The sequence below is a fragment of the Acidovorax carolinensis genome, from assembly GCF_002157145.1.
In the GTDB taxonomy this organism is placed as follows: domain Bacteria; phylum Pseudomonadota; class Gammaproteobacteria; order Burkholderiales; family Burkholderiaceae_C; genus Acidovorax; species Acidovorax carolinensis.
Genome location: NZ_CP021361.1, coordinates 3,313,967 through 3,340,080, shown reverse-complemented (window position 1 = coordinate 3,340,080; position 26,114 = coordinate 3,313,967). Strand labels below are relative to the sequence as shown.

Sequence of the window (26,114 nt, the reverse complement as noted above, 5' to 3'; positions counted from 1 at the left end):
CCTGTGGTGGACGTTGGCACAATGGACAGCCCCGCGTTTGTGGATTTTTTGCCATGCCTGCTTTCGAAACCCTGCTCACGTTCTTTGGCGTATCGGTTTTGCTGGGGCTCACGCCCGGCCCCGACAACCTGTTCGTGCTGCTGCAATCGGCCCAGCGCGGCTGGCGTGCCGGCATGGCGGTGGTGGTGGGCCTGTGCGCGGGCCTGGTGGTGCATACCGCTGCGGTGGCCCTGGGTCTGGCGGCCGTGTTTGCTGCATCGGCCATGGCGTTCACGGTGCTCAAATACTGCGGCGCGGCCTATCTGGCCTACCTGGCATGGCAGGCCCTGCGGGCGCCCGCCGCCACGGCGCAGGAGCCGGTCAATGGCCAGGGCAACCCGGGCGGCCCCAGCCTGGGGCGCATGGTGGGGCGCGGCATGGTCATGAACCTCACCAACCCCAAGGTGCTGGTGTTCTTCCTGGCCTTTTTGCCGCAGTTTGCCGACCCGGCGCGCGGCAGCGTGGCGCTGCAACTCATGGTGCTGGGCGTGGTGTTCATGCTGGCCACGCTGCTGGTGTTTGGCGCCATCGCCTGCTTTTCGGGGGCTTCGGGGCGCTGTTGCAACGCTCGGCGCGCGCCCAGACGGTGCTCAACCGGGTGGCGGGCCTGGTGTTTCTGGGGCTGGCGCTGCGCCTGGCCACGGCCGAACGTTAACTATAAAAAACATAGCTATAAGCGCTTGATGCATAAGCGCCAGCGCCCTAAAAGACTTGAACTGTCATACGCAGGTTTGATAATGGGTGCATGACCGAACTCATCCTCATCCGCCATGGCGAAACCGACTGGAACCGCGAGCTGCGCTTCCAGGGCCAGGTGGATGTGCCGCTGAACGCCACCGGGCACGAACAGGCCCGCCGGCTGGCGCAGCGGCTGATGGCGGAGCGCCTGGCGATCGATCACCTGGTGTGCAGCGACCTCATTCGCACCCGGCAGACGGCGCAGCCCGCGCTGGCCGCGTTGCTGCCGCAACTGTCGCTCGATGCCCTCACCGATCCGCGCCTGCGCGAGCAGCATTTTGGTGTGGTCGATGGCTTGCGCGTGGACGACATCAAGGCCCGGCACGCTGCGGCCTGGGCGCAGTGGCAGCGCTTTGATGCCGATGGCGGCATGCCCGGCGGCGAGACGGCGCGGCAGTTTCACGCGCGGGTCATGGAGGCACTGCGCGGCCTGGCCCACCAGCATACGGGGCAGACCGTCATGGTGGTGACGCACGGCGGGGTGCTTGACATGGTGTGGCGCACGGCGCGCGGCCTGGGGCTCAGTGGCCCGCGCCAGAGCGACATTCCCAACGCGGGCCTGAACCGCGTGCGCCTGCAGGGCGATGCCATCGAGATCGTGCACTGGGCCGACACGCAGCATCTGGCGGGCCTGTCGGCGCAACCGGTGTACGACCAGACCCGGCTGCAGCGCGCCGAAGGCGTCACGCGCCCTTGATGCCCTTGTCGCCTCTGACCAGGGCCAGATAAGCGCTGCGGGTTTGCGGCGACACCGAATCGACCAGCTGCTCGTAAGGCGTTTTGTGCCGTGCCAGCATGCGCGCCGTGGCGATGGTTTTCGATTTGCAGAACCAGTGGCAGGTGTGCTGCATGAGGAACAGCTCGGCCGACATCGTGAAGGCCTTTTCCCGCGGTGCCAGGTGAGCCGCGTTGCGGGCCATGTTCTCGATGCCCTGGGCGTGGATCGCCAGCGCCTTGCGCATATCGAACGTGGTGGCCGGAAACAGCTGGCTGGCAAAGGGGATCGCCATGGCAAAGCGGCTGACGCGGGCATCGGCCTCGTTCACCTTGGCGAACTCGGCGGCGAAGCGGCTGAACTGCTCGCTCAGCTGGGATTCGGTGGTGGTCAGCAGGCTCCAGATCTGGTCGCGCCGCTCGGCCGTGCTTTCACCCAGCGCCCGCAGATAACCCTCGGTGAGGGCCTCCATGAGTTTTTCAATCTGGTATTGGCCCAGGTGGCTGGCCAGCAGGGCAATGCGCTTGCGCTGCTGCTGGTGGTTGGCGATGTAGCTGCCGATGGCGATCAGGAGGGCTAGGGTGAGAATGTCCATGGCCTGTTTATATCCCCGGCGGCTGAGGCCACGCGCGTTGAGGTGGGCGGATTTGTTCGAACGCATGCGCCACCTGCAGCACGCCCAGGTCGTCAAAGCGCGGCCCGGCGATTTGCAGGCCAATGGGCAAGGGATGCAGGCCGCTGGTGTAGCCGCAGTTCACCGAAGCGGCGGGCTGCTCCGACATGTTGAAGGGCACGGTGAAGCCAATGTGTTCCAGCGGGCGCAGCGGGTCGTTGGTGGGCGAGGGCAGCTCGGCCGCAAAGGCGGGCATGGGCGCCACGGGCGAGATGACGTAGTCGAAAGCGCTGCAGGCGCGCACGGTGGCCACGCGGGTCAGGTGGAACTGCTGGCTGGCGTGGAACACCGCGGTGCCGCTCAGGCCTGCGGCGCTGTCGGCCCAGGCGCGGATGTAGGGCAGCACCTGGTCGCGCTGCGCGGCGGGCAGGGCCTGCAGATCGGTGTGCGAGCGCATACGCCAGAAATGGTCCATGCCGTCGAGCATGGCCTGCGTCATGAACGGCTGCATGGGCACGATGTGGGCGCCGGCCTGCTCCAGCCAGCGGGCGGCCTGCTCGACGGCGGCGCGCACCTCGGGCTCTACCGGCAGGCCGCAGCCGGCATCCAGCAGCAGGCCGATGCGCAGGCCGCGCAGGTACTCGGCCCCTTGGTTGAACTGGCTCCAGTCAATGTCCTGCGCGGGCAGGGCCATGCTGTCGCGCGCGTCGGGTTGGCTCAGCACCTGCATCATCAGCGCGGCGTCCTGCACGGTGCGCGTCATGGGGCCGGCGGCGCGGCCGGTGTAGGGCGGGTCGATGGGGACGCGGCCCAGGCTGGGTTTCAAGCTGAAGATGCCGCACCAGCTGGCCGGCAGGCGCAGCGAGCCGCCAATGTCGGTGCCAATGTGCAACGGGCCATAGCCGGCGGCGGCCGCTGCGCCCGCACCGGCGCTGGAGCCACCGGGGCCTTTGGACAGATCCCAGGGGTTGCGCGCCAGCGGGTGAAAGCTCGACAGGCCCGAGGACAGCATGCCGTAGTCGGGCATGGTGGTCTTGGCCACGATCACCGCGCCGGCCTCGCGCAGGCGCGCGGCGGGCGGGCGTCGGACGGGGCGGGCACCAGCGCGGAGGCTGCGGTGCCCAGCGGCATGGGGTCGCCGCGCGTGGCGATGTTTTCCTTGATGGTTACGGGCACGCCATCGAGCGCCCCCAGCGGCTCGCCGCGCAGCCAGCGGGCCTCGGATGCGCGCGCCTGCACCAGCGCGGCATCGGGGCGCAGCAGGTAGGTGGCGCGGATGTGGGGTTCCCAGCGCTCGATGTGGGCCAGCACATCACAGACCACTTCGACCGGAGACAGGGCGCGCTGGCGGTAGGCCGCGAGCAGGGCGTGGGCGGGCAGGTCGTGCAGGGCGCTCATGGTGCGGGTTGCGTCGGTTTCAGGACCAGGAAAGGGCCGACAGGTCGTTCACGAAGATCGGCATGTCTTTCCACAGCCCCTTGAGGTTCTTGTTGGCCACGGTCACCCATTGCGGCTGGTAGAGAAAGCCATGCACGGCTTCTTCAGCCAGCAGGCGTTGCGCATCGCCCAGCAGGCGGGCGCGGTCGGCCGGGCGCGGGGCATTCTTGATTCTTTCAAACAGCGTGTTGAACTGGGGCGAGTTGTAGCCCCAGTAGTAGTCGGGCTTGGCAAAGTTGCCCAAATCAAAGGGCTCGACATGCGAGATCAGGGTCAGGTCGTAGTTCTTGTTGCCGTAGGTGCCGCTGAGCCACTGGGCCCATTCCACGTTCTGGATCTTGCACACGATGCCGATCTTGGCCAGCTGCGCCGCGATCACCTCGCCCCCCTGGCGCGCATAGGGCGGCGGGGCAGCGTGAGGGTGAGCGTGAGCGGGTCTTGACGCCCGCCTCGGCCAGCAGCTTTTTGGCCTTGTCGATATCGAACGGGTTGATGCCCGTGGTGTCCACGTAGCCGAACGCGCCCGGCACATAATGGCTGCCAATGGGCACGCCAAAGCCGTCGCCAGCGCCGTCGATAACGGCCTTGCGGTCGATGGCGGCAGCAATGGCACGGCGCACGCGCACGTCGTTCAGGGGCTTGCGGTCGTTGTTGATGGCCAGGATGGTCTTGGCGCGCGAGCCGCTCACCACCACCTGAAAGCGCGGGTTGGCCTTGAACTGGGCCACGCTGCGCGGGGTGACGCGGGCAAACGCGTCCACATCGCCCGCCAGCAGCGCCGCCACCTGCGCGGCAGGGTCGGAGATGAAGCGGAACGTGGCCCGGCGTATCTTGATCGCAGCGGGGTTGCGAAAGCCCGGCCAGACGGTCAGCGTGATCGACGCGCCCTTGTTCCAGGCGCCCAGCACATAGGGGCCGGTGCCCACGGGTCGGGTGGCATTGGTGGCGGCACTTTTGGGCTCGACGATGATGGCCGTGGCCTGGCCCAGCACGAACAGAAAGTCGGGGTCGATGTCCTTGTGGATCAGCACCACGGTGTGGTCGTCCACCACCTGGGTGGTGAGGGCGGCGAAGGTGCGTTTGTCCTTGTTGGTGCTCTTGTCGCTGCCGGCGCGGTCAAACGAGAACTTGACCGCGTTGGCCGTGAAGGGCACGCCGTTGCTGAACTTCACCCCCCGGCGCAGGCGCAGGGTGTAGGTCTTGAGGTCGGGCGACACCTCCCAGCTCTCGGCCAACAGCGGCGACACGCTGCCGTCGGGGTTGATCTTGGTGAGCGTCTCGAAGATGTTGTAGTGCACGATCTCGGCAATGGCCGAGGCGGCGCCGGCCGTGGGGTCCAGCCCCGGTGGTTCCAGCGTCATGGCCAGCACCACCGTGTCCTTGCGGCCCTGGGCCAGCGCACCCCAGGGCGCGGCAAGGGGCGCTGCGGCAATGGCGCCAGTGGCAAGGAGGGAGCGGCGGTTCAGCATGTTCGAATTCTCCAGACGAAAACCTGTAGATGGTGCGTGGCCCGGCAACTGCACGGGCAGCGTGGGGCAGAAGGCTTTTTACACCATGGTGCGCGGCGCTGTGTCGGCCTTCAGCGCCCGGCGGGCACGGGCGCGCCCCGGCTCGATGCGCGGCACGGCGTTGACCAGGGCGCGGGTGTAGGGGTGCTGCGCATTGTGAAACAGCTCTTGCGGGGTGCCGCGCTCCACGATGCGCCCCTGGTACAGCACCAGCACTTCGTCGCACAGGTGGTTCACCACGGCCAGGTCATGGCTGATGAGCAGGTAGGTGATGCCGAATTCCTGCTGCAAATCCAGCATCAGGTTGAGCACCTGCGCCTGCACCGACACATCCAGCGCGCTCACGGGCTCGTCTGCCACGATGAGGCGGGGGCGGGTGATGAGCGCGCGCGCAATCGCAATGCGCTGGCGCTGGCCGCCCGAAAACTCGTGCGGGTATTTGTCCATATCGGTGCTGCGCAGGCCCACCTGCGCCAGTACCTGCGCGGCCTGCTCGCGCTGCTCGGCGCGGCTGGTGGTGCGCTGGGCCTGCAGCGGCTCGGTGACGATGCGCTCCACTTTGTGGTGCGGGTCCAGCGAGCCATAGGGGTCCTGGAACACCATCTGAAAGTCGCGCCGCGCGTGCCGCAGCTCGGCGGCGGGCAGGCGGTGCAGGTTGCGGCCCAGCAGGTGCACCGTGCCGCTGGTGGGTGTGTCGAGCGCCATCACCAGCCGGGCCAGCGTGGATTTGCCCGAGCCCGACTCGCCTACGATGCCCAGGCTGTGGCCCGCCGCCACGGTGAAGTCCACGCCCTGCAGCGCCTGCACCTGCTGCGGCAGCTGGAACAGGTTCGTGCGCGGCAACGGGTAGTGGCGCACCAGCTGCGTTACCTGCAGCAGCGGTGGATGTGAATCACCGGGGATATTTGGATTAAATTGGCCTTTAGCGCTTTTGGAATAAGCGCTTGCAGCTATTAAATCAGTAGCATTTGTGGTGTTCATGCGCTGGCTTCCGTTGCGGCGGGCATGGCATCGAGCCGGATGCAGCGCGCCATGTGCTCCGCATCCACAGGGCCCAACGGCACCGGCGGCGGCGCGGTGGTGTGGCAGGCGGCCACCGTGAAACCGCAACGCCCCGCGAAGGGGCAACCCGCGGGCAGGTCGGCCAGCTCGGGCACGGTGCCAGGGATGGTGGACAGGCGCGTGCGTTCGCCGTTGCGGCGCGGCACCAGTTGCGGGCGCGCCGCAAAAAGGCCGCGTGTATAGGGGTGGGCCATGGTCGAGAAGACGGCCTCCGTGGGGCCGCTTTCCACCACGCTGCCGCCATACATCACCAGCATGCGGTCGGCGTTTTGCGAGATCACGCCCAGGTCGTGCGAGATCAGGATGAGCGCCATGGCGCGCTCGGCCACCAGGTCGCTGATAAGCTGAAGGATCTGCTGCTGCACGGTTACGTCGAGCGCCGTGGTGGGCTCGTCGGCAATCAGCAGGTCGGGCCCGCAGGCCAGCGCCATGGCAATGGTGATGCGCTGGCGCTGCCCGCCCGAGAACTGGTGCGGATAGGCATCCAGGCGCCGGGCGGCATCGGCAATGCCCACGCGCTCCAGCAGGGCCAGGGCCTCGCGGCGTGCCGCGGCGCGGCCCATGCCGCGGTGCAGCCGCAGCGGCTCGGCCACCTGGTCACCAATCGTGTGCACGGGGTTCAGCGCCGTCATGGGCTCCTGGAACACCATGCCGATGCGGTTGCCGCGCAGGCGGCACAGCGCGCTGTCGTCCAGCCCCAGCAGCTCCTGCCCATCCAGAAGAATGCTGCCGCTGGCCTGCGCGGCATCGGGCAGCAGGCCCATGAGCGCCAGGGCCGTGAGCGACTTGCCGCAGCCCGATTCGCCCACCAGGCCCAGGGTTTCGCCGCGCTGGAGCGTGAAGTCGATGCCGCGCACCGCGTCGGCGGCGCCCCGGTGCGTCTGCAGACGGATGCGCAGGTCGGTGACCTGCAGCAGGGAGGTGGGTGGGGATTGGGTGTTCATCGGAGCGGCGAGGCAGGTCAGCGCTTGCGGGCCAGGCGCGGGTCAAGCAGATCGCGCAGGCCGTCGCCCAGCAGGTTCAGGCCCAGTACGGCCAGCGCAATCGCCACGCCGGGCCACACGGCCAGCAGCGGTGCCTGGAACATGAGGGTCTGGGCGTCGCTGAGCATGCGGCCCCACGAGGGTTGCGGTGGCTGCGTGCCCAGGCCCAGATACGACAGCGCGGCCTCAGCCAGGATGGCAATGGCAAACTGCACCGTGGCCTGCACGATCAGCACCGAGGCGATGTTGGGCAACACATGCTCGAGCGTGATGCGCCAGTTGCCCTTGCCGCTGGCCCGCGCCACCAGGATAAAGTCGCGCGACCACACGGCATTGGCCGAGGCACGCGTTACCCGCGCAAAGGTGGGGATGTTGAAGATACCGATGGCGATGATCGAATTGACGATGCCCGCGCCAAACACCGCCGTCATCATGATGGCCGACAAAATGGCCGGAAAGGCAAACGTGAAGTCTGCCAGCCGCATGATGGTTTCTTCCACCCAGCCGCGCCGTGCAGCAGCCAGCAGCCCCAGGGCCACGCCCACACCCATCCCAATGCCCACCGCAATCAAGCCCACCAGCAGCGAGTTGCGGGCGCCCACCAGCAGCAGCGACGCCACATCGCGGCCAAAGGCGTCGGTACCCAGCCAGTGCTGGGCGCTGGGCGGCTGCAGCTTGGCGGGCAGGTCCATTTCGTAGGGCGACCAAGGCGTCCAGACCAGCGACAGGGCCGCCGCGGCCAGCAGCAGCGCCACCAGCACGGCGCCCGCAACAAAGCTGCGGTGGCCCAGGGCGCGGTGCAGCCAGCCCGAGGCAGCGCCCGTGCGGGCGCAGCGGTGGCAGCAAGGGCTGGCTCATATGTCGCTAGCCTTCACGCGGGGATCAATCATCGCGTACAGCAGATCCACAAAGAAGTTGACCAGGACCACCATGGCCGCCAGCAGCATCACGCAGTTGCGCACCACGATCAGGTCGCGGTTGGCGATCGACTGAAAGATAAGCCGGCCCAGGCCTGGCAGATAAAACACGTTCTCCACCACGATGGTGCCCGCCAGCAGGTTGGCAAACTGCAGGCCCATCACGGTGACAACGGGGATCATGGCGTTGCGCAGCACATGCCCGCACAGCGCGGCCCGCCGCGACAGGCCCTTGGCGCGCGCGGTGCGTACGAAATCTTCGCGCAGCACATCCAGCACGGCCGAGCGCGTGATGCGCGCCAGAATGGCCGCCTGCACCACCGCCAGCGCCAGCGCCGGCAGCAGCAGCGCCTTCAGCGCGGCAAACGGGCCGCCGCCGCTGTCTTCGGTCCAGCCCGGGAAGCCCCCGCCGAAAACCACTGCAGCTTCACCGAGAACAGCAAAATTAACAGGATGGCGAACCAGAAATTGGGAATGGCAATGCCCAGCTGGGCCAGGCCCATCACGCCCAGGTCGCCCCAGCGGTTGTGGCGCGCGGCGGCGTAAAGGCCGACCGCGAGCGCCAGCACCGTGCTGAGCGCCATGGCCAGCAACGCCAATGGCACCGTGAGCGCCAGGCGCTCCAGCACCAGCTCTAGCACCGGGCTGCCATAGGCGTAGCTCTCGCCCAGTTCGCCCACCAGCAGGCCGCCGATCCATTGCCCATAGCGTTGCACAGCGGGCCGGTCGAGCCCCAGCTGGGTGGCGAGCGCCGCCACCGCATCGGGCGAGGCATCGGGCCCCATGAGCACCTGGGCGGCATTGCCCGGCAGGATGTCCAGCACCACAAACACGACCACCGATGCACCGAGCAGCGTGGCGATAAGGGTCAGGAACCGCTTGAGAAGAAAGAAACCCATGGATCGATCGGGGTGCTGGCAGGGTCCGGCAGGTGCTTCGGAAGGTTGCTAGAGCAGATGAGCCTGCGCAGCATACCGACAAAGCACCCATGGTGGCGGTGGTGTGTTGTGCCGGGGCAGGGCGGTGCAGGGCAGGGGCGCGGGATAATACGTCGCATGAAGACCGTCTCCTTGAACCCGCTGCATTCGCGCCTGGCGCTGTTGCCATCCTCAGGGAGGCTTGTATGGCGCTGATGATCACCGACGAGTGCATCAATTGCGATGTGTGCGAGCCCGAGTGCCCGAACCAGGCCATCTCTGTGGGGCCGGAGATCTATGAGATCGACCCCCACAAATGCACCGAATGCGTAGGCCATTTCGACGAGCCCCAGTGCGTGCAGTTGTGCCCGGTGGCCTGCATCCCGGTGGACCCGCAGCATGTGGAGAGCCGGGAGACGCTGTGGCAGAAGTTTCAAAGGCTGCAGGCGGTCACCAAAATTTAAGTATTTTTGGGCTATGGCGCTTATCCATCAAGCGTCAATAGCTATAAAAATAATAGCTTTTTAGTTCTCTTCAGGCCGTGGTGGCTTGGGACGCGGGGCTTGGTGGTGTGGATGAGCAGCGTGGCTTTTTCCATGTCTCCTGCCAGCATGGCGGGATGGGCCTTGAGCGAATGCGCGATGCTGTCCTCGATCAGCGTACGCTGCTCGGGCGACGGTTTCTTCAGCACCCAGTTGGCCACTTCGGCCTTGACGCCCGGGTGCCCGATGCCGATGCGCAGGCGCCAGTAGTCGGGCGAGCCCAGCTGGGCGTGGATGTCCCGCAGGCCGTTGTGCCCGGCATGGCTGCCGCCGCGCTTGAGCTTCACCTGGCCGGGGAAATGTCCAGTTCATCGTGCGCCACGAGAATTTCCTCGGCTGGATCTTGAAGAACCGTGCGAGGGATGCCACCGACTTTCCGGACAGGTTCATGAAAGTCTGCGGCTGCAGCAGCCAGACACTCTGGCCATGCACGCTGGTGCGGGCGACCAGGCCGTGGTAGCTGCGCTCGGGCACCAGCGTGGCCTTGAGTTCACGCGCCAGCGCGTCGATCCACCAGAAGCCCGCGTTGTGGCGGGTGGCCTCGTAATCGGGCCCCGGGTTGCCCAGGCCCACAAACAGTTTGATCATGTGCGCGATTATCGGTAGCGACCAATGAAAACGGCCCACACAGGTGGGCCGTTGGATGCTGCGCTGCCGGAGCAGGCCGCTTCAGACCGGTGTGCCGGTCTTACTTCTTGCCCTTGCCCTTGCCCTTGGCATCGGCGGCAGGTGCTGCGTCAGCGGCAGGCGCTTCAACGACCACCACGGGGTTGGCCACGGAAACCAGCACGGGGTTGTTGTTCTGGCCGCCACGGATCACGGCGCTCACACCCTTGGGCAGCTTGATGTCCTTGAGGTGCAGCGAAACGCCCTTCTTCAGCGTGCTCAGGTCCACGGCAATGAACTCTGGCAGGTCGGAAGGCATGCAGGTCACGTCGAGTTCGTTCACGATGACGTTCACCGTGCACTTGTCCACCTTGACGGCATCGGACTCTTCCGCGCCGCTGTAGTGCAGTGGCACCTTCATGTGCAGCTTGGTCTTGGCATCCACGCGCTGGAAGTCGATGTGCAGCACGAGCTGCTTGTAGGGGTGGTATTGCACGTCGCGCAGCAGAACCTTGGAGGTCGTGCCGGCCACTTCCATGTCCAGCACGCTGGAGTGGAATGCTTCCTTCTTGAGGGCGTGCCACAGTGCGTTGTGGTCGATCTCGATCAGCTGGGGTTCAGCGGAACCGCCATACACGATGCCAGGCGTCTTGCCCGAATTGCGCAGACGGCGGCTCGCACCCGTACCCTGCTTGGCGCGCTCAAAAGCGACGAAGTTCATAGTTAGCTCCTGGAAAGGGACGACCGCGACCAGTCATTCCCTGTTGAAAAAAGGCTTGTTGCGCCCGGATGGCGGCAAGCCCACAACAATGCTCCCGAACAGGCAAGCCTCCCGAAGGAGGCTTGGCAAGCATCTGACTGAACAACAAAGCCCCGCCTCGCGAGAGACGCGGCCAGCGCTCAGAAAAGATTCTCTTGGTCCGAGAACAAACTCATCACCGACTCACCCTTGGCGATGCGCTGGATCGTTTCGGCGATCAGCGGGGCCACGGAGAGCTGGCGGATTTTGGTGCAACCCTTGGCGTTGTCGCTCAAGGGAATGGTGTTGGTCACCACCACTTCATCGAGGGCCGAGCCCTGGGCGATGCGTTCAATGGCGGGGCCGGAAAAAATGGGGTGGGTGCAGTAGGCGTACACCTTCTTGGCGCCGCGCTCCTTGAGCACTTCGGCGGCCTTCACCAGCGTGCCGGCGGTGTCGATCATGTCATCCATGATCACGCAGTTGCGGCCGTCGATCTCACCGATCACATGCATCACTTCGGACACATTGGCCTTGGGCCGGCGCTTGTCGATGATGGCCAGATCGCAGCCGAGCTGCTTGGCCAGTGCCCGCGCACGAACCACACCGCCCACATCGGGCGAGACGACGATCAGGTCTTCGTAGTTCTTCTGGCGCAGATCGCCCAGCAGAACCGGCGAGGCGTAGATGTTGTCCACCGGGATGTCGAAAAAGCCCTGGATCTGGTCGGCATGCAGATCCATGGTCAGCACGCGGGCCACGCCCACAGCCTGCAGCATGTTGGCCACTACCTTGGCAGAGATCGGAACCCGGCTGGAGCGAGGGCGGCGATCCTGGCGGGCATAGCCAAAATAGGGAATCACGGCGCTGATGCGTTCGGCGGAGGCGCGCTTTAGCGCGTCCACCATGATCAGCAGTTCCATGAGGTTTTCGTTGGTGGGTGCGCAGGTGGACTGCACGACGAACACGTCGCGGGCCCGCACATTTTGTTTGATTTCGACGGTGACTTCGCCGTCAGAGAATCGGCCCACATCGGCCGCGCCAAGGGGGGTGCCAAGGTGTTGGGCAATTTCAGCTGCCATGCCAGGATTGGCATTGCCGGTGAAAACCATGAAGTCGGGTTGGTTGGCTTGCATAGCGTCCCAGCAGTCTGAAAAAAAAGCCCGTACGCGAAAAGAAATTTGGCAGGGGAGAAAGGATTCGAACCTTTGCATGCCGGAATCAAAATCCGGTGCCTTAACCAGCTTGGCGACTCCCCTACACAGGTCGATTGCAAAAGCAATCAACCGAAATTCTTGTCTGGCGCCCATCCTGCCAGAGGATGAGTCATCAGATTTTCACATGTTCTGACCTGCCAACCGCCGGGGGCGTTTTGAAGATCAACGGCATGCGAGATTTGCGCAAACACTGCACTCCCCGAACCGGTCATTCGACCATGCAAACCGCGCGATTCAAGCCAATCAAGGGCTTGGGTCACTTCGGGGCACAGGGCCTGGGCAACTGGTTGCAAGTCATTACAACCGAAATTGTAGTGTGCTGCAGCAAAGCCTAAGATTGTAGCACTATCAGAATCGCGTTTAAGGTCTGGAGCGGAAAAAATTGATTTCGTATCCAAACCCGCCTCGGGCTTCACCACCGCAAAGCGTGCCGGCGGTAGCTGATGTGCTTTCTCAAGCGGCGTGATTATCTCACCAATTCCTTCCACCCAGGCGTTGTGGCCACGCAAAAAAAACGGCACATCGGCACCCAGGGTGAGTCCGATTGCTTCGAGCGCGGAGAGCGGCAGGTGCAGGTTCCAGAGGCGATTGAGTGCGATTAGCGTGGTGGCCGCATCCGACGACCCGCCACCCATGCCTGCCTGCGCGGGGATTTTTTTGTGGACACCCATGTGAACGCCCAGGTCGCAGTTGGCGGCCTGCCGCAGGGCCTGCGCTGCGCGCACCGTCAAGTCCATGGCCGGAAGCGCGGGGCCGAGGTCCTCGCGGGTAACGAGGCCATCGTGGCGCGGTTCGAAATGCAGCGTGTCGCACCAGTCGATCAGCATGAACACGGACTGCATCAGGTGATAGCCGTCGGCGCGCTGGCCCGTGATATGCAGGAACAGATTGAGTTTGGCCGGAGCCGGCACGTCGTACAGGGCTTGCATGAAGCGGAATCAGCGGGTCAGGACGATTCGCAGGGTGGCTTGTGGCGTCGGCGTGTAGCGTTGTGCCACCAGCCGCCCGGCGTCAATGGCCGACAGATCCACTTGCCAGCCAACGGCCGCGACATGGGTGCCTTCCAGCCAGCTGAAAAGCGCGTCAACGGGAATAGGGGTGCCCAGGACATCCTGAAGCAAGGCATCGAGTGATTCGGACTCTCGGGTGTTCTGCCCCGTGGTGATCTCTGCATGGCTGGCATGCCACTGGATTCGTGCGATGGTGTTGCCCAGGGGATTGAGCAAGACCAATTGGCCCTGCTGCGCTGACCCCGACAGCTCAAACGATGCCGAAAATGACTGTGACGCCTGTTCTTCTACCTGCAATGCAAGGCGTCCTGTCCAAAGCGTGCGCTGTGCGTTCGCAGGCGCGGGCTGCGGCTGGGCGCAGCCCGCCAGCAGCAAAACCACGCATGCCAGCAGGGCAGCCAGCCCATGGTGCAACGTTTGGACGGCGCGTTGCGGTTGCCGTCCCTGTGGAAGCGCGCGCAACATCAGGGCCTGGCTCCCAGGCGTTTCAGCGTGTCTCTGAGCGTTTCGTTGTCTGGATTCAGGCGCAAACCTTCGCGCCAGACGCTGGAGGCGCGCGCACGGTCGCCGGTGGACCAGAGGACTTCGCCCAGGTGGGCTGCAATTTCGGCATCGGGCCGGGTCTTGAATGCGGCCGAAAGCAGCCGCAAGGCCTCTGCGCTGTTGCCCAAGCGGAATTCGACCCAGCCGAGGCTGTCCGTAATGAAGGGGTCGCCGGGAGCATATTCCAGCGCCTTGGCGATCAGGCCCTTGGCCTCCTCCAGGCGCAGCCCACGTTCGGCCAGCGAGTATCCCAAGGCGTTGTAGGCGTGGTGGAAATCGGGTTGTCGTGCAATCACCTGCCGCAGCAGCTGTTCCATCAGCACCGGATCGCCCGTCTTTTCAGCCAGCATCGCCTGGTCGTAGACCATTTCGTTGTCGTCGGGATTCTGCGCCACCAGTTCGGTTTGAACGGCCAGGGCTTCTTTGTACAAACGCATTTCCTGCAGAAGCTGCACCTCTGCCTGCAGTTTCAGTCGGGTCTGGTTGGGAGTATTGCCTGGCAGGCCGCGAAGCAGGCCGCGCGCTTCTGAAATTTTTCCCCGCTGTGCGAGCAACGACGCTCGCCGTCGCTGCGCGCTCATCATTTCTTCCGAATTGTCAATGCGTGCGAGCCAGGATTCCGCTGCCGTGTAGTCCTTTTTCTTTTCGGCAAGCTGTGCATAGAGAAGGTAGGCCTGGGTCAGGCCGCGCTTCTGGAGGTCGGGATCTGACGTGGCCGCATTCGCCAGTTCGATGTAGCGCTGCAGCGATTTTTCTGCATCGGGCAATCGATTGTCCTGGAGTTGCAGCGTTGCAAGGGCTAGCCATGCTTCCCTGAAGTCGGGCTTGTCGCGCGTCACGGTTTCCAGCTGTTGGCGCGCGGCAGGGTAACGTTGCTGGCTTAAAAGGATGCGGGCATATGCCGTGCGCAACTCGGGATCAGGTTTTTTGGTGAGGTGGGCCGTCACCAACGATTCCGCGTCCGCCACCCCCTCCTCCATCAATTCCAGGGCCAGCGGCATGGCCACTTCGCTTGCTCCATCCAGCGCGAGCGCCCGGCGAGCGGCATTGAGCGCACCGACCTTGTTTCCTGCTGCCAGGCGCATGCGACCCAGTGTGGTCCACGCGGCGGGCCCTGTGGCGGGGTGGTGAAGTTCATCGGCCAGCGCCTGCTCGACTACATTCGCCGCCAGTGTCTTGTCGCTGGCACGGCCATACATCTGGGGCAGGGCCGACAGGGCTGCAGCTTTGGAGGAAGCGGGTATTTGCGCCAACTCCTGGCGCAGCAGTTGCGGGGTTTCCCCGATCCGGTTCAGGGCGATGAGAATCTGCAGCGTGTAGCGGTTGGCTTCGCGCGACTGGGGTTGCGCTTCTTTCCACGCCCGTGCCGCCGCCAAAGCGTAGTCGCCCGACCGGGCTTGCAGGGCAATATCGGCTGCTCGACGGTACAAGGCGCTTTCCCTGCTGCGCCGCGCGGCTTCCAGCATCAGCGCGTAACCCGCGCCAGGATCTCCGGACTGGGCGGTCAGCTCGCCCAGAAAGATCTCATAGAAAAGTTCGGCATCGAGCTGTGCGCCAGAGGCGGCGGGGGGCGTGGCTTCGCTGCTTGTGGGGGGCTGTTGATCGCCAGGCTGCGTCCATCCCGTGGTTGCTGTTGCCACCAGAGTGGCAGCGAGGAGGGCGGTTCGAAAGCGATGAGATTGCACCATCGGGTCATAATAATCCATGCTTCCAAACCTGTTCCAAAGGCCATTGCATGCCTGAGTTGCCCGAAGTGGAAGTCACCCGTCGCAGCTTTGCGCAGGCCATTGCCGGAGCGCGGATCGATTCGGTTCGCATGGGTAAACCCTTGCGGTGGCCCCTCGGGTGTGACCCGCAATCGCTGGTGGGGCGCAGGGTGGTTTCGCTGCGCCGTCGGGGCAAGTATTTGCTGGCGGATCTGGATTGCGGCGTGCTGCTGCTGCATCTGGGGATGTCGGGCAGTTTGCGTTTCAGCCGCGATCTACCTCCTTCGGCGGCGCACGACCATTTCGACATGGTCACTTCTCAAGGGACCCTTCGTCTGCATGATCCCAGGCGTTTTGGTGCCGTCGTGTATGCGGCAAGCGAGCAGGAAGCGGTCGCCCAGAAGTTGCTTGGCGGGTTGGGGATGGAGCCGCTGTCGGAAGCCTTTACCTTTCCCGCTTTCCACGCCGGACTGAAGGCGAGCCGCGCTCCTGTCAAGCAGTTGCTGCTCTCGGGCGACTGGTCGTTGGGGTTGGCAATATTTATGCGTCCGAAGTGTTGTTTCTTGCAGGCATTCGACCCACCGTTGCGGCGCAACGTATCGGCCCTGTGAGGGCGCACAGGCTTTTTTTCTCTATCAGGACAGTGCTTTCGCGTGCGGTGGAACTGGGTGGCAGCACGCTGAAGGACTTTTCCAATGCCGATGGGATGGCCGGACATTTTCAGCACGAGGCAAATGTCTATGGGCGGGACGGCGCTCCCTGCCGTCAATGCGGCGCTGTCATCAAGCTGCTTCGCCAGGGTCAGCGCAGCAGCTATTTTTGTCCTCGCTGTCAACGCCCGTAAGGTGGCGCCAGTGACAATTGGCCTGTGGATCGTGCCCGCGGCGCGGTCAATGCTATATTTTGTGAATGTCTACATGTAGACCGTTCAATGCACTCCGGGAGCAAAGTGGGACCATCATTCAACGAGCAGTTCGACCAGCACGGCGTCTGGCGGCGTGAGTTTGCCCACCAGATTCACCGTCTGTCCGAGTGGATGTCTGATCACGAACTCATGGACTCCGCCGTTCAGGAGCGGCTGAGTCGACTGGAAGCCCAGGTGCGCAGCGACAAGGTGATGGTGGCTTTTGTCGCGGAGTTTTCGCGTGGAAAATCTGAGCTGATCAATGCCATTTTCTTTGCTGACTACGGTCGCCGCATCATGCCTGCCAGTGCCGGCCGCACGACGATGTGCCCCACGGAATTGGGCTACGACGCTTCATTGGCCCCCAGTCTGCGGCTGCTGCCCATTGATACTCGCTTGCAATTGCAGGGCCTCGCTGAATGGCGCCTGAAGCATGATCGCTGGCTTGAGATCCCGCTGGATGTGAACAATGCGGATCAAATCGCCAAAGCGCTTGAGAAAGTCGCTGAGGTTCGAAAAGTCACACTGGACAACGCCCGTGCGCTGGGGTTCTGGCACGATGAGCTGTCGGATGACAACCCGGTTCCTGATGCCGATGGCTTGGTGGAAGTGCCGATGTGGCGACACGCCATCATCAATATTCCCCATCCCCTGCTCAAGCAAGGGTTGGTGATTCTTGATACCCCCGGGTTGAATGCGGTGGGCGCCGAGCCCGAGTTGACCGTCAATCTCATCCCGCAGGCCCATGCGGTGGTCTTCATCTTGAGTGCGGACACGGGGGTCACCCGTTCGGACTTGTCCATCTGGCGCGAGCATCTGGCAACGTCCCCGGACAGTCTTGACGCGCGGCTGGTTGTGCTGAACAAGATCGACACCTTGTGGGATACCCTCAATTCGCCGGATGAAATCCTCGCGCAGATGAACCGGCAATGCATGACCTCTGCCGAGATGCTGGGGGTGCCGCTGGCGCAGGTGGTGCCGGTTTCTGCGCAAAAGGGGCTCGTTGCAAAAATCACATGTGACGATCTGCTGCTTGAATCCAGTGGCCTGCCCGTGTTGGAGGAGGCGCTGGCCAAAGGGATCATGGGGCGCCGCCAAGCCATCTTGCGTGCTGCCGTAGCGACGGGGGTGGCGGGGCTGCGTGCCGAGACTTCGCGTGTGATCAATATTCGTCGCCGGGATCTGGACGACCAGATGGCGGAACTGCGAAGTCTCCGGGGAAAAAATGCGTCGGTGATCGAGTCGATGCGCCACCGCGTGGAGCAGGAACAGCGCGAGTTCGATATGAGTACCACCAAGATCCAGGCGGTTCGGGCGGTGCATCTGAAGTTGCTGCGGGACGTTTTCCATCAGTTGGGGGCCAAGTCCCTCAAGATGGAGTTGGCCGAGTTGGCGCAGATGCTCCAGCAAAAGGGCTTGAAGTTGGGCGTGCGAAAAATCTATGCCCAGACCTTTGACAAACTGAGGGGCACCCTGGACAAGGCGCAGGCATCCGGCATTGAGATTCAGGCGATGTTGGGCGGCACGTTTCGCCAGCTGAATGCGGAATTTGGTTTCTCCCTGCAGGTACCTCCCCCTCCGCAGCTCGAACACTTCACTGACGATCTCTCTCAGATTGAGCAAAGCCATTTGCAGTATCTGGGTGTTGGCAACGCCTTGAAACTTGTGCAGCCGGAATTCGCCGATCGCTTGGTTCGAGCCTTGGCCATGCGGTTGCGCACGGTGTATGAGTCGGCGGCGAATGACCTGGAGTTGTGGAGCAAGTCTGCAACGGCCCAACTGGATGCGCAGTTGCGTGAGCGTCGCCGCAGTTTTGCACGGCGCATCGAGGCGGTCGACCGGATTCAGCACGCTGCCACGAGTCTTGTGGAGCGGATTTCCGAGATCGAGGCGGGTGAGGCGGAACTCATTCAACTGGAACGACGCTTGACCGAACTGACCGCCCAGTTGATGGCATTGCCTGTTCTGGAAGAAGGTACAGAACTCACCGGGCTCATGCCTGCATGATTCTTTCGGAGACGGATGTCGCCACGCGAGTTGTTCGGTGGCAAGCAAGCCATGGACGCAATCACTTGCCTTGGCAGCAAACGCGCGATCCGTATAAGGTCTGGCTGTCTGAAATCATGCTGCAGCAGACACAGGTCAGCACAGTGTTGGGGTACTACGCGCGATTTCTGGAGCGTTTTCCCGATGTAAGGGCGTTGGCCGCAGCACCGCAGGACGATGTGATGGCGCTCTGGAGTGGCCTTGGCTACTACAGCCGCGCACGCAATCTGCACCGCTGTGCCCAGACCGTCGTCAACGAACATGGCGGGAAATTTCCCCGCAGCGCGCAGGTGCTGGCCACCTTGCCTGGCATTGGGCGTTCGACGGCCGGAGCGATTGCGGCTTTCTGTTTTTCGGAACGCACCCCCATTCTGGACGCCAACGTACGAAGGGTGCTGACCCGCGTGTTGGGCTTCGACGCAGATCTCGCTTTGAGTCGGAATGAGCGCACACTGTGGTTGCATGCGCAGTCCTTGCTGCCCTCTGTGGACCTCGACACGGCCATGCCGCGCTATACCCAGGGATTGATGGATTTAGGGGCAAGCCTATGCACGCCGCGCAATCCAGCCTGCCCACAATGTCCTTTGCAAACCTTGTGCGCCGCACACCGCGAGGGGGAGCCCGAACGCTATCCCGTCAGAACCCGTACGCTCAAGCGCCGCTCTGAATCGTGGTGGCTTCTGGTGCTCCAAGATCCCGTGGGGCGGGTCTGGTTGTCTCGCCGTCCTGCGGTGGGCATCTGGGCGGGGCTGTATTGCGTGCCTGTGTTTCCTCTGCGCTCGGATGTGTCGGTATTTCTCGATGGCGCAGGGCCAATTTCAGGGCAAACCATGGAGGAAGGGGCCCCTTTCCTGCATGTGCTGACCCATCGGGATCTGCATTTGCATCCCTTCATCGTTCGTCAATATGGTCAAGCAGCGCCAGACGATGGTGGCGCGTGGTTTACTGCCGCACAGTTCGGGGCACTGGGCCTTCCTGCACCCATTCGTAAACTGTTGGCAGGGCTGTAGATTCAGCAGGAGCCGCGTGGATGCGTGCGTTCAACGGCCGTCCAGCTCCCGATGGCGTCGCAGCACTGTCCATCGGTCGCTGAATACGTGGGCCAATTGCTCCACCAGATAGACTGATCGGTGCTGACCGCCTGTACATCCGACGGCTACCGTCACATAGCTTCGGTGGTTTCGGTCCAGCATCTCCAGCCAGTGCGAGAGGAACTGCTCAATGTGCTGGCCCATCAGCGCCACATCTGGCTGTTGCTGCAGAAATTCCGCGACGGGCGCGTCCAGTCCTGTCAGGTCGCGCAATGCCGGTTCGTAATGTGGGTTGGGGAGCATTCGGACGTCGAACACATAGTCGGCGTCCACTGGAATTCCGCGCTTGAAGGCGAACGACTGGAAAACCAGTGTCAGTTGCCCTGGCGCCGCCGGCATCAGGTCCTTGACGTAGCTTTGAAGCTGGGACGCCCGTATCGTGCTGGTGTCAATGACATGTGCCTGCTCGCGAAGGTCGGCCAGCAACTCGCGCTCCAGCTCAATCACTTGTGTGAGTGCCCGCCGGCCGTCTGGAGTGTCGTCATGCGACAAAGGGTGACGTCGCCGCGTCTCAGAAAAACGACGAACCAGGGTCTCCGTGGTGGCATCAAGGAAGATGGACTGAATGAGCACCCCCTGGTTTCGCAGGCGTTCCAGTTCACGCGGCACCTGCGGCAGCGACGTGGCGCTGCGCACATCCATGGCAATGGCCACGCGGTTCCCATGGTGCTTGTGCTCCAGAGCCACAAAGGCAGGGAGCAGTTCGGGGGGCAGGTTGTCTACGCAGTAATAGCCCGCATCTTCCATGGCGTTCAGAGCAACGGATTTTCCAGAGCCGGACATCCCAGTGATCAGCACAATTTCCAAAGACATGAACGTCAGCCTTTCTGCTGGGTATTTGCCAGGCTCAGCATTTCGCTGGCATGGGCCAAGCTGGTGCCTGTTGGGCGTTCACCGCCCAGCATACGGGCCACCTCCCCCACGCGATGCTCGCCCAGAACGGGCATCACTGTGCTGGTGGTTCCGGCTGAATTTCGGCGCTTGGACACCATGAGGTGGTGGTCGGCATAGGCTGCCACCTGTGGCAAGTGGGTTACTGCGAGCACCTGCCGGTCGCGCCCGAGTTGCCGCATCAATCGCCCCACGGTTTCGGCCACGGCCCCGCCGACGCCCGAATCGACTTCGTCGAAGACCAAGGTGGGGGCAGTGCCGAGCTCGCTGGTGGTCACAGAAATCGCCAGTGAAATCCGTGACAGTTCACCGCCGGAGGCAACCTTGCCGATGGGGCGGGGAGTCATGCCGGGGTGCCCGGCCACGAGAAACGCAATGTCGTCCAATCCATGAAGCGCGGCCTCAGAGGTTCTTGTCACCGATACCTCAAATATGCCTCCCGTCATGCCCAGGCCTTGCATTGCCTGTGTGATGGCGGCAGACAGTTTTGGCGCTGCCTTTGTTCGCCTGAGAGAAATGGCTCTCGCAACCATTTGGTAGGCTTTGGCGCTGCTCGCTTGCGCAGCTTCCAGGCTGGCGAGGTCGGCTGCAGCGTCCAGTTGCTGCAGCTCTGCTTTCCACGCTTGCAGCAAGGCGGGCAATTCCGCGGGTTGGCGCTTGTAGCGCCTCGCAAGAGTCATCCACTGTGACAGGCGCATGTCGATATCGGCGAGGCGGTCTGGGTCCAGTTCGGTGTGTCTCAGATAGGCTTGTAACGAGCGGATGACATCGCTGGTCTGCGCAAGACTGGATGAGAGGATGTCGGCCAGTTCGCTGAAAGCGGGTTCCAGCTGCTCCTGGCCATGCAAAAGTGAGGCCGCGCGCGTCAGGCGGGAGTGTGCGCCCGACTCTTCCACTTCGAGCGCCGTAAGTGCACCCTGGGCGGCTTCCAGCAGTGTCTGGGCGTGCGAGAGCCGTTTGTGCTGCGCTTCCAGTTCGGCCCATTCATCTTCCGCGGGGGCCAGTTTGCTGATTTCCGCAATTTGCCATTGCAACCGCTCGCGCTCTTGTTGAAGAGATGACTGTGCCGCTCGTGCTTCCTCCAGAATCCTCTGGTCGGCACGCCATTTTGTCCAGCTTGCAGTCAAGTCTTGCAGCGAAATACCTGCATAGGCGTCAAGCAAGCCCCGCACGGAGTCCGGGCGGGTCAGACTCTGCCAGGCGTGCTGACCATGAATGTCCAACAGCTGATCCCCGAGGTGGCGAAGTTGTGTCGCCGTTGCCGGCGTGCCATTGATCCACGCACGACTTTTCCCTTGGGTGTCGACCGTCCTGCGCAGGAGCAGGGCTTCGTTGATTTCGATTCCTGCCTCTTCGAACCATGGTTGCAAGTGGCCGGGATAATCGAATTCAGCACACACATCTGCATGGGTGGCACCTTCGCGCACCGATCCGGCATCCGCGCGGGCACCGAGTGCCAGTTGCAGTGCATCCACCAGAATCGACTTGCCGGCACCGGTTTCCCCTGTCAACACGGTGAAACCTGTCTGGAGATCAAGCGCCAGTTCCTGAACAATCACGAAGTCTCGCAGGGTGATCCGCTTGAGCGCCATAGTCAGGAGCCCCCTTCGTTCCAGCGCAACTTCTTGCGCAGGGTGGCGAAGTAGTTCCAGCCGAGCGGGTGCAAAAACCGGACGCTATGCTCGGAGCGCTGCACGAGAATGCGATCACCATGCAGCAGTGACGCCAACGATTGCATGTCGAAATTGGCGCTCACGTCCCTGCCGCTCACGATCTCGACAGCCACTTCGGTGGCATCGGACAAAACGATCGGACGGTTTGACAGGGTATGGGGTGCAATGGGAACCAGCACCCACCCCGGGATGGACGGGTGGAGCATGGGGCCGCCGGCGGATAGGGCATAAGCCGTGGAGCCAGTGGGCGAGGCAATGATGAGTCCGTCGGCCCTCTGATTGGCCACCAATCGTCCTCCCACTTCTACGCGAAGCTCCACCATGCCAGAGGTGGCTCCCCGATTCACCACCACATCGTTCATGGCCAAGGCTTCGAAAACAGTGGCCTGCCCCCGCACCACACGTGCTCGCATCAGCGGGCGCAGGTCCTCTTCATACTCTCCACACAGCATCGGAGTGAGCGCCGCCTGGTAACTGTCGAAGGGAATGTCGGTGATGAACCCCAAGCGCCCCTGGTTGATACCGATCAGCGGGGTGCCGTAACGCGCTAGTCGACGGCCGATGCCCAGCATGGTGCCGTCCCCACCAACGACCAGGCCCAGGTCACATTGGGCGCCAATGGTGTCTACGTCCATGGCCGTGTAAGCAGTCAGGTTGGTATTGATGGCAGTTTCTTTTTCAAGCACCACCTGGCACCCTTGGTGGATTAGAAACTGCGCTATCTCTTCGAGAGCGTGGCGAGAGCTGTCGGCCATGCCGCCTGCAGCAGTTGCCTGATACTTGCCGATAAGCGCAACATGGCGGAAATTGGACGTCATCGCGAAATTACATCATTAAAATCACTCTATGCTCGATGACCGTGCCAAGTTGTTGCTTAAAGCGCTGGTCGAGCGCTATATCGCCGATGGGCAGCCTGTGGGCTCGCGCACCCTTTCGCGTGCCTCTGGGTTGGAGCTGTCTCCGGCGACGATACGCAACGTCATGGCGGACCTGGAGGAGCTGGGATTGATCGCCAGCCCGCACACGTCCGCGGGCAGGGTCCCCACCGCGCGAGGCTATCGCCTGTTTGTGGACACCATGCTGACGGTGCAGCGGGATCCATTGACGCCGCCGCAACTGGCGCCAGAGCAACCTCAAAAAGTGATTGCCAATGCGGCACACCTTTTGTCGAACCTCTCCCAGTTTGTGGGTGTCGTGATGGCACCGCGACGTACCTCCGTGTTCCGCCACATCGAGTTTCTCCGTCTTTCAGAGCGCCGGTTTCTGGTGATCATTGTTTCGCCCGAAGGTGACGTACAAAACCGTGTCATCTTCACGGATGTGGACTATTCCCAGTCGCAGTTGATCGAGGCAGCCAACTTCCTGAATGCACACTATGCCGGCCTGGCCATAGAGCAGGTGCGGGAGAAGCTCAAGTCAGAGGTTGACATGCTTCGTGGGGAGATCGCGTCCTTGATGCAGGCTGCCGTCAATGTCAGTTCGGAGGCGCTTTCCGAAGCGCAGGATGAGGTTGTCATTTCTGGTGAAAGAAACCTGCTGGCGGTGAGCGATTTCTCCAGCGACATGGGCAACCTTCGCAGGGCGTTCGATCTGTTCGAGCAGAAAACCCAGATACTGCGTCTTCTGGACATCTCCAGCCAGGCCGAGGGTGTTCGGATCTACATCGGCGGCGAAAGCCAGGTGGTACCGTTCGAAGAACTTTCGATCGTCAGTGCACCCTACGAGGTGGATGGCCGGGTAGTGGGAACTCTGGGTGTGATCGGCCCCACCCGCATGCCCTATGACAGGATGATCCAGATCGTGGACATCACTTCCAAGCTCGTGTCCAACGCGCTCAGCTACCGCAAATAAACACCCTACAATACTTACGGTGCCCCGTCTGATTCAGCGTTGGCGCGAGGGGCGTTAGCTCAGTTGGTTAGAGCAGAGGACTCATAATCCTTTGGTCGTTGGTTCAAGTCCAACACGCCCTACCAAGCTAGATAAGGAAAGCCTGCTATCAATACGGTAGCGGGCTTTTTTGTTTTTTGGGGTCATGTAGCCGTCATGTAGCCAGCGGGACGGGGTTTTGTGCCCATGTAGCCACCCGGCAGCAGCAAAAAAGCCCCACGGCGGGGGCTCGGTTGTGCTTTATGTTTCACATCATGAAACGCATACTGAAAGTCGAATTTTTGGGGCCAAGTGAACCCCGCGGTCTTCGCCCCCGCGGCGCTTCGACTTAGCTCTTAGGGTCCCCCCGTTCGCTTGAAATTGCACCAGCAGCAGGCGGGCACCGCTGGCAGGGACCAGCACCAGTAGGCGGGCAGGTGGGGCGCGCGTAGCTCAGGTTTACTGCTTCGCCTGCAGCTCGCGCAGTTCCTTCTGCAGCGCCTCCAATTCCGCCCGCAACTCGCGCGAGCGGGAGTCGCACATGGTTGCGGCGGCCTGCATCTCTGCAGATATGGATTGCTCCCAGGTGGCACCTGCAAGGTTGTTGTTAGCGATCCGCTTGCGGCTGGCGAGGGCTACCTGCTGGGCAGCGCACTCGCGCTGGTGGTTGTCGGTGGCAGCGCGGGCGTCGGCTACGCCTCGGTTCTCCAGGTAGGTCCGGCGCTGCCAGCTTTCGCCAAAGGCGCCTTCCTTTTTATTGGCGGGGGCGGTGTTTGCAACTGTTGCGGGCGCTGCATTGGCTCCAGCAGTTGTCGCGGCTGGCACGGTTTTAGGCGCATGGCCACTTGCCGGTTGCACGTTGATTGTCTCGCCCTTGCCCGCGCAGGGAGCGTCTTGGAACACCACCTTGCCATCGGGCCCGATGCACTTGTTGATCGCCCAGGTAGGCGAGGCAAGCAGTGCGATGGCGAGGAAAGCAAGGTGTTTCATGTAGGGCTCCGTTGGCGTTGTGGCTACCGCCCTATGTTACTCATTGCTTCAAAACGCGGGTGTTTTGGGGGAGTGGGGGGCACATCAAGCCACGTGACCGGCATACTCAAGTTATGCGTCGGCCACGGCGTCACGGGCACGCGACACAAGGTCACTCACTGCACACAAAAAGAGGTCTTGCGCGTCGGGCGTCAATTCACGAAAAGACTCACCAGCCTGGGCGTGGGTCTGCGCCAGGAGGGCAATGGCTTGATCTAGTAGGGTGGTGGTGTCGCTCATGGTGGCTCTGGAAGGCTTGTAACTGCAAGTCGCAGCAGGAGGGGGGGTGTTCCCCTCGTGGGCCAATTTTTCCTAATGCGCAAGGCCGTTTCGCAGGCGATCCGAAGGGGCATAGCGCACAAGCTTAAAAGCCCCGCAACCGATACCGGGCGGGGCTTTGGGCTTTGCGAAAAGTAGATTTAGCGCGCGGCTGGCGCCCCTATAAATACCGCGGCATCGCCCGTGGCTTCGAGCCATTCTGAGATAGCCGCCTGCACTGGCGCCAGTGCCGATTGCAGGGCCTGCCATGCGCGCGCAGCCTCCAGGTCACGCAGTGCGCGCCGGGCGTCGTTGTGGGCCTTTTCCGCGTCCCGCAACTCGTTGGACAGCGCATAGTGGGCGGCAGAGACAGCGGGCAGCATCTCGCGTGCTACATCGGTTCGTGCCTTGGCTACTGCCAGGGCATCAAGCGAAAAATCAGCATCGGCTGTGCGCGATTTCGTCGTGGCCGTCGGGTGTGCCTCGGCAGCTTGGCGGCATTCCTCCATGCGTGCCGCGGCCTTCGCCTTGCGCGCGGCAATATCGGACAGGGCAGATTCCACTTCGGCCAGGTGTGCAGCAGCTTGCGTAGCGCGGCCCTCGATCTGCTCCGCTGTCAGTTCCAGGTGTTCGCGCCACCGGACGTGCATGGCTTCTACATCGGCGCCGTCGCTGTAGTAAGGCGCGGCTGTCATGTAAACCATGCTGCGCAGTTTGAGTGCGGCGGCTTCGGGTGCTGCGGCGATTCGGCGGGCAGGCCGTCCGCGCTGGCGGGTTGGGGTGGTGGTGGTTGCGTTCATTGCAATGCTTTCGTTGGTCGGGTTATGGGTGCGGCACCGGGTCAGCAGTGCCGCGCGGGGGCTGGCGTTCTTCGGTTGCGCCAGTCCGTGAAGTCCTAGAAGTCCGTGGTTTTCTACTGTCTATCTCCGTGCTCTCTCCACCCTCTAATTCACCTGTCTTTATCAATTGGAAGAAATGCCTGCAGTTAAAAAAGAAGGGGAAAAAGAGAGAGAAAGGTAGACAGTGAAAAACCACGGACTTCTAGGACTTCACGGACTGGG

General features: G+C 62.9%; 20 protein-coding genes, 2 tRNA genes and 6 pseudogenes. 8 read left to right on the top strand and 20 right to left on the bottom strand.

The window, feature by feature from the left end; translation table 11 throughout:
- The first annotated feature begins 53 nt into the window (after window positions 1-53).
- Window positions 54-694, top strand: a pseudogene (locus tag CBP34_RS15645) (LysE family translocator).
- Window positions 695-784: 90 nt separating this feature from the next.
- Window positions 785-1,474, top strand: a complete 690-nt coding sequence (locus CBP34_RS15640) for a histidine phosphatase family protein (RefSeq protein ID WP_094098570.1) — start codon at window positions 785-787, stop codon at window positions 1,472-1,474.
- On the opposite strand, the gene CBP34_RS15635 is transcribed toward CBP34_RS15640, so the two are convergent.
- The 7 genes and pseudogenes from CBP34_RS15635 to CBP34_RS15605 form a co-directional block, all read right to left on the bottom strand.
- Window positions 1,461-2,087, bottom strand: coding sequence for a hypothetical protein (locus CBP34_RS15635; protein ID WP_094098569.1), 627 nt, complete (start codon window positions 2,085-2,087; stop codon window positions 1,461-1,463). The genes CBP34_RS15640 and CBP34_RS15635 overlap by 14 nt on opposite strands.
- 7 nt (window positions 2,088-2,094) lie before the next feature.
- Window positions 2,095-3,503: pseudogene (locus CBP34_RS15630) on the bottom strand (amidase).
- Window positions 3,504-3,522: 19 nt separating this feature from the next.
- Window positions 3,523-5,011, bottom strand: a pseudogene (locus tag CBP34_RS15625) (ABC transporter substrate-binding protein).
- A gap of 78 nt (window positions 5,012-5,089) precedes the next feature.
- Complete coding sequence (locus tag CBP34_RS15620; protein ID WP_094098568.1) at window positions 5,090-6,031, bottom strand: ATP-binding cassette domain-containing protein; 942 nt, start codon at window positions 6,029-6,031, stop codon at window positions 5,090-5,092.
- Window positions 6,028-7,056, bottom strand: coding sequence for an ABC transporter ATP-binding protein (locus CBP34_RS15615; protein WP_094098567.1), 1,029 nt, complete (start codon window positions 7,054-7,056; stop codon window positions 6,028-6,030). Before CBP34_RS15615 ends, CBP34_RS15620 begins: the two co-directional genes overlap by 4 nt.
- A 17-nt stretch (window positions 7,057-7,073) precedes the next feature.
- Window positions 7,074-7,856, bottom strand: a complete 783-nt coding sequence (locus CBP34_RS15610) for an ABC transporter permease (RefSeq protein ID WP_418134682.1) — start codon at window positions 7,854-7,856, stop codon at window positions 7,074-7,076.
- A 93-nt stretch (window positions 7,857-7,949) separates the two neighbouring features.
- Window positions 7,950-8,911: pseudogene (locus CBP34_RS15605) on the bottom strand (ABC transporter permease).
- Window positions 8,912-9,135: 224 nt separating this feature from the next.
- Here CBP34_RS15605 and CBP34_RS15600 point away from each other — a divergent pair.
- Window positions 9,136-9,393, top strand: coding sequence for a YfhL family 4Fe-4S dicluster ferredoxin (locus CBP34_RS15600; protein ID WP_086913208.1), 258 nt, complete (start codon window positions 9,136-9,138; stop codon window positions 9,391-9,393).
- A gap of 60 nt (window positions 9,394-9,453) precedes the next feature.
- Here CBP34_RS15600 and pth read toward each other — a convergent pair.
- From pth to CBP34_RS15565, 7 genes and pseudogenes are all read right to left on the bottom strand, one after another.
- A pseudogene (gene pth, locus CBP34_RS15595) lies at window positions 9,454-10,059 on the bottom strand (aminoacyl-tRNA hydrolase).
- A gap of 100 nt (window positions 10,060-10,159) precedes the next feature.
- Window positions 10,160-10,798: a 50S ribosomal protein L25/general stress protein Ctc gene (locus tag CBP34_RS15590; RefSeq protein WP_086913206.1), complete on the bottom strand. Its 639-nt coding sequence runs from the start codon at window positions 10,796-10,798 to the stop codon at window positions 10,160-10,162.
- 179 nt (window positions 10,799-10,977) lie between these two features.
- Window positions 10,978-11,952, bottom strand: a complete 975-nt coding sequence (locus CBP34_RS15585) for a ribose-phosphate pyrophosphokinase (RefSeq protein WP_094098565.1) — start codon at window positions 11,950-11,952, stop codon at window positions 10,978-10,980.
- Between the two features lie 46 nt (window positions 11,953-11,998).
- A tRNA-Gln gene (locus CBP34_RS15580) sits at window positions 11,999-12,075 on the bottom strand.
- Between the two features lie 23 nt (window positions 12,076-12,098).
- The gene (gene ispE / locus CBP34_RS15575) at window positions 12,099-12,962 is read right to left on the bottom strand and encodes a 4-(cytidine 5'-diphospho)-2-C-methyl-D-erythritol kinase (RefSeq protein ID WP_094098564.1); all 864 of its coding nucleotides are present in this window, start codon (window positions 12,960-12,962) and stop codon (window positions 12,099-12,101) included.
- 9 nt (window positions 12,963-12,971) lie between these two features.
- Window positions 12,972-13,424, bottom strand: coding sequence for a lipoprotein insertase outer membrane protein LolB (locus CBP34_RS15570; protein ID WP_335622247.1), 453 nt, complete (start codon window positions 13,422-13,424; stop codon window positions 12,972-12,974).
- A gap of 83 nt (window positions 13,425-13,507) precedes the next feature.
- Window positions 13,508-15,292 (bottom strand): tetratricopeptide repeat protein, encoded by a 1,785-nt coding sequence (locus CBP34_RS15565; RefSeq protein ID WP_094098562.1) that lies wholly within the window; start codon window positions 15,290-15,292, stop codon window positions 13,508-13,510.
- A 29-nt stretch (window positions 15,293-15,321) separates the two neighbouring features.
- On the opposite strand from CBP34_RS15565, the pseudogene mutM reads away from it, so the two are divergent.
- The 3 genes and pseudogenes from mutM (at window position 15,322) to mutY (ending at window position 19,252) form a co-directional block, all read left to right on the top strand.
- Window positions 15,322-16,136: pseudogene (gene mutM, locus CBP34_RS15560) on the top strand (bifunctional DNA-formamidopyrimidine glycosylase/DNA-(apurinic or apyrimidinic site) lyase).
- Between the two features lie 210 nt (window positions 16,137-16,346).
- Entirely contained in the window at window positions 16,347-18,203 is a 1,857-nt protein-coding gene (locus CBP34_RS15555) for a dynamin family protein (RefSeq protein WP_236748439.1), read from the top strand.
- Window positions 18,200-19,252: an A/G-specific adenine glycosylase gene (mutY, locus tag CBP34_RS15550; RefSeq protein WP_094098561.1), complete on the top strand. Its 1,053-nt coding sequence runs from the start codon at window positions 18,200-18,202 to the stop codon at window positions 19,250-19,252. The genes CBP34_RS15555 and mutY overlap by 4 nt, the downstream gene beginning before the upstream one ends.
- 30 nt (window positions 19,253-19,282) lie before the next feature.
- Here the strand turns inward: mutY and rapZ are convergent, their stop codons facing one another.
- From rapZ to CBP34_RS15535, 3 genes are read right to left on the bottom strand one after another with little or no spacing between them, the layout of a single operon-like run.
- The gene (rapZ, locus tag CBP34_RS15545) at window positions 19,283-20,146 is read right to left on the bottom strand and encodes an RNase adapter RapZ (RefSeq protein WP_086913199.1); all 864 of its coding nucleotides are present in this window, start codon (window positions 20,144-20,146) and stop codon (window positions 19,283-19,285) included.
- 5 nt (window positions 20,147-20,151) lie between these two features.
- Entirely contained in the window at window positions 20,152-21,816 is a 1,665-nt protein-coding gene (gene recN, locus CBP34_RS15540; protein WP_094098560.1) for a DNA repair protein RecN, read from the bottom strand.
- 2 nt (window positions 21,817-21,818) lie between these two features.
- Window positions 21,819-22,715, bottom strand: a complete 897-nt coding sequence (locus CBP34_RS15535) for an NAD kinase (RefSeq protein WP_094098559.1) — start codon at window positions 22,713-22,715, stop codon at window positions 21,819-21,821.
- A 28-nt stretch (window positions 22,716-22,743) separates the two neighbouring features.
- Between CBP34_RS15535 and hrcA the strand changes: the two genes are divergently transcribed.
- Together hrcA and CBP34_RS15525 are read left to right on the top strand one after the other, a co-directional pair.
- Window positions 22,744-23,748, top strand: a complete 1,005-nt coding sequence (hrcA, locus tag CBP34_RS15530) for a heat-inducible transcriptional repressor HrcA (protein WP_094098558.1) — start codon at window positions 22,744-22,746, stop codon at window positions 23,746-23,748.
- 48 nt (window positions 23,749-23,796) lie between these two features.
- Window positions 23,797-23,873: transfer RNA gene (locus tag CBP34_RS15525), tRNA-Ile, on the top strand.
- Between the two features lie 352 nt (window positions 23,874-24,225).
- Here the strand turns inward: CBP34_RS15525 and CBP34_RS15520 are convergent.
- From CBP34_RS15520 to CBP34_RS15515, 3 genes are all read right to left on the bottom strand, one after another.
- Window positions 24,226-24,756 carry a hypothetical protein gene (locus CBP34_RS15520; RefSeq protein WP_094098557.1) on the bottom strand — a complete coding sequence of 177 codons (531 nt, stop codon included), beginning with the start codon at window positions 24,754-24,756 and terminating at the stop codon, window positions 24,226-24,228.
- Between the two features lie 111 nt (window positions 24,757-24,867).
- Entirely contained in the window at window positions 24,868-25,035 is a 168-nt protein-coding gene (locus tag CBP34_RS19515) for a hypothetical protein (protein ID WP_157896495.1), read from the bottom strand.
- A gap of 179 nt (window positions 25,036-25,214) precedes the next feature.
- On the bottom strand, window positions 25,215-25,853 hold the full coding sequence (locus tag CBP34_RS15515) for a hypothetical protein (protein WP_094098556.1): 639 nt from the start codon (window positions 25,851-25,853) through the stop codon (window positions 25,215-25,217).
- Window positions 25,854-26,114: the final 261 nt, after the last annotated feature.